Raw genomic sequence first — 3,532 nt, forward strand, 5'->3', positions numbered from 1 at the left:
GGAAATCCGTGGAGCATTAGTACGTCTCTATCGCCCTCTTCGGCTGTATTAAATCCTTCCGCAAGCAACCGCTCAAGTGCTGGCACGCACCACAAAGTGCCAGTCCATCATAATGCGTTGAGCCGGCGAATCAGGTTGGTCGATCTTATTCAGCAGCAAATCGAACGCTTCGCGCCCCATATCGCGCGACGGCTGCGCCAGCGTGCTCAGTGGCGGCGTGACCATTTCGGCGAGGTCGGTGCCATCAAATCCGGTCACCGCAATATCCTGCGGTACGCGCAGTCCGGCGGCGTGAATCGCTGAGAGCGCGCCCGCCGCTAAGGTATCCGACACCGCGAACACGGCATCGGGACGCTCGGGCGCTGCTAGCAAGGTTTCCATCGCCTGTTTACCGGCATTAAAACTCAGATCGTTGGCGTACGTGATGGCCTGCCAGCTGCGCGCTTCCTGCCTAAGCTGCTGCTGATATCCCGCCTGCCGCAGCTGCGCATACTTATAGCTGAGATCGTGGTTGATTAACGCAATACGCTGTCGTCCCCTGCCCGCCAGATACGCCACTACGTGTTTTGATGCCTGCACATCATCAATGCCGACGCAGGAGACATCCCCGGCATCAGCGTATTCCGCGCACTGAACCCACGGCGTTTCGCCAATCAGCTGTGCCAGTTCTGGCAACTTACTGAACGCATCCATGGTGATAATGCCATCCACCATTTTACCGGCCAGCAATTGCAAACTGGAGCGGGAGCGCTCAATGTCTGAGCCAGAATTACACAACAGAATGCGATAGCGGTTCTGCTCCGCCTGCTCCTCAATGCCTTTTACCAACTCGGCGCAGAAGGGATTGGAGATATCCGACACCATGACGAGAATCATCGAGCTACGTGCGGTACGCAACTGACGCGCTAACAAGTTTGGCTGGTAATTACTCGCTTTAATGGCTTGCAGGACTTTCTCACGATTCTGCGCTTTTACCGTGTCGCTGTTATTCAGCACCCGTGAAACTGTCGCCACAGAAACGCCCGCTAAGCGGGCGATTTTTTGGATGGACATGCTTGAACTCTTGCTCAGTCAGATACTACGGAGGCTATCATAATTCCGCGCCCACCTTAATCGTGCGACTCTGTCGCGCTCAAACCCAGCTGCGCGCGGATGCTGGCCACTTGCTGCGGTTGTGCGGCGAAGTCATCGAATGCTCGATCGGCCACCGGAATGATGTGTCGACGGATGAACTCAGCGCCCTCGCGCGCGCCGGTTTCCGCCTCTTTCAAACAACATTCCCACTCCAGCACCGCCCAGCCGTCATAATCGTACTGCGCCAGCTTGCTGAAAATAACCGGGAAATCGATTTGTCCGTCACCGGGTGAGCGAAAGCGACCAGCACGATCTATCCAGCGCTGATAACCGCCATACACGCCGCTGCGCCCGTTCGGCAGATACTCGGCATCTTTAACGTGAAATGCCTTAATGCGCTGATGGTAGATATCGATGAACTGCAGATAGTCGATATGCTGCAAGTGCAAGTGGCTGGGATCGAACAAGATGTTGCAGCGCGGATGATTATTCACCAACGCCAAAAAGCGTTCAAACGTCACGCCATCATGCAGATCCTCACCGGGATGGATCTCGTAACACACATCAATGCCGTAGCGGTCAAACTCGTCGAGCACCGGCAACCAGCGCCTTGACAGCTCTGAGAAGGCTTCACTCAGTAGCTGAGGATTGTGCGGCGGCCACGGATAGAGATACGGCCAGGCCAGCGAACCGGAGAAGGTGGCGTGGGCCTGCAATCCCAGCCTGGCCGACGCGGCTGCCGCCAGCTTCACCGTCTGAATCGCCCATGCGGTGCGCTTTTCCTTGTCACCGCGTAAAGCGGCGGGGGCGAAGCCATCGAAGGCGCTATCGTGCGCAGGATGGACAGCAATCAGCTGGCCTTCCAGGTGCGTCGATAATTCACTGATCTGCAAGCCGTAGTTCGCCAGTAAACCTGTCACTTCGTCGCAATAGGTTTGACTGGTTGCGGCGCGCGACAGATCAAAAATCTTCGGGTGATTACAGGGCACTTGTAGCGCTTTGTAACCGAGCGCAGAAGCCCATTGCGCCAGCCCTTCCAGCGAATTAAACGGTGGCTGCGGGCCAATAAACTGCGCGAGAAAAATTCCAGGTCCTTTTACCGTTTTCACGTACACCTCCAGTCAATCAAACCTCTTCATCCCGATATTTAAAGGTGAAGAGGAAAAGAACGGCGATCGCTGCCGCCGCAATCGCGGGGATCCACCAGAATGTTGCCCAGTTTTGCGCCGTGCCTTGTCCGGCAATCAGGCGGTTGTAGAGTGCGCCGGAAATCTGCGAGCCCAGCAACATGCCGATACCGTAGGTGAACATCACCACCATGCTTTGCGCCTGCCCTTTCACTTTTTCCCCCGCGATACGGTCGGTGTAGATAAAGCCCACCACGAAAAAGAAGTCGTAACAGACACCGTGCAGCAGAATGCCCATGTAGATCAGTGCGCGGCTTTCATCGTTCATCCCCATGGCGAACAACGCGTAACGCACAAACCACGCCACCATGCCGACCAGCAACATGTATTTGACGCCGAGACGGCGGAACAGCAGCGGGATCACCAGCATGAAGAAGATTTCCGACATCTGACCAAAAGACATCGCGGTACTGACGTTACTCACGCCCGCATCCGCCAGCCAGGACGCGGTGTAGGCGTAATAGGTGCCGAGCGGGATGGAGATCAAGGTGGCGCAGAGCGCAAAGACGAAGAAGTGGCGAATTTTCAGCAGCGCGAAGGCATCCGCGCAGAACAGATCGCGCACTTTTAACGGCATGCCTTTCGCCGGTGCTGGCGTATGCGGCAGCGTCAGGCTGTAGATCGCTAACGCCACGGAACAAATCGCGGCCAGAGTGAAAATCCCGGTGCTGGAGGCGATGCCGGTGACACCAATAAAGATGCCCGCCACAATCCAGCCAATGGTGCCAAACACTCGTACTACCGGAAAACTTTTGTCGCTGCTGGCCAGGCTGTGAAAGGCGATGTTGTTGGAGAGTGCCAGCGTCGGCATAAAACAGAGCGTGTAGCCAAACAGCAATCCGATCAGCAGCGCACCGTTTTCAGCCACCAGCGCCGCCGGAACAAACCATAAAATCACCGCGCCCGCCAGGTTCATCACCGCCATGACTTTCTGCGAAGGAAAGAAACGGTCGACCAACATGCCCAGCACAAATGGCGACAGTATCGAGGCGATCGGCCCCGCCGAAAAGGCGTCACCGATCAGCAATGACATGTTGTGTTGCGTCATCACCAGCCCGAGCGTAACGGACCAGCTTCCCCAAATGAAAAACTGCATGAACATCATTAACGACAAGCGGGGAATCAGCAGACGCTGCTGCCTCACCGCGATTTCAGAACCTGTAGTTGTCGAAACCATGCTGACCTCACGCCGAAAAAGAAATCGATTACATTCCACAGAAGGACATAAAGTAATCGATTACTTTAAGCCGTTCTCGGTGACCGATCACAAT

General features: G+C 55.7%; 3 protein-coding genes. All 3 read right to left on the bottom strand.

Going from position 1 to position 3,532, the window contains the following annotated elements:
* Positions 1-72: 72 nt before the first annotated feature.
* Genes RTM06_RS20965 through RTM06_RS20975 form a run of 3 tightly spaced genes read right to left on the bottom strand, consistent with a single transcriptional unit; the run spans position 73 to position 3,438 of the window.
* Positions 73-1,053, bottom strand: a complete 981-nt coding sequence (locus RTM06_RS20965) for a LacI family DNA-binding transcriptional regulator (protein ID WP_312184581.1) — start codon at positions 1,051-1,053, stop codon at positions 73-75.
* Between the two features lie 56 nt (positions 1,054-1,109).
* Positions 1,110-2,183 carry a sugar phosphate isomerase/epimerase gene (locus RTM06_RS20970; RefSeq protein ID WP_312184582.1) on the bottom strand — a complete coding sequence of 358 codons (1,074 nt, stop codon included), beginning with the start codon at positions 2,181-2,183 and terminating at the stop codon, positions 1,110-1,112.
* A gap of 16 nt (positions 2,184-2,199) precedes the next feature.
* On the bottom strand, positions 2,200-3,438 hold the full coding sequence (locus RTM06_RS20975) for an MFS transporter (RefSeq protein WP_312184583.1): 1,239 nt from the start codon (positions 3,436-3,438) through the stop codon (positions 2,200-2,202).
* Positions 3,439-3,532: the final 94 nt, after the last annotated feature.

This window comes from Pantoea sp. CTOTU46764, assembly GCF_031974595.1.
Classification (GTDB): Bacteria; Pseudomonadota; Gammaproteobacteria; order Enterobacterales; family Enterobacteriaceae; genus Pantoea; species Pantoea trifolii.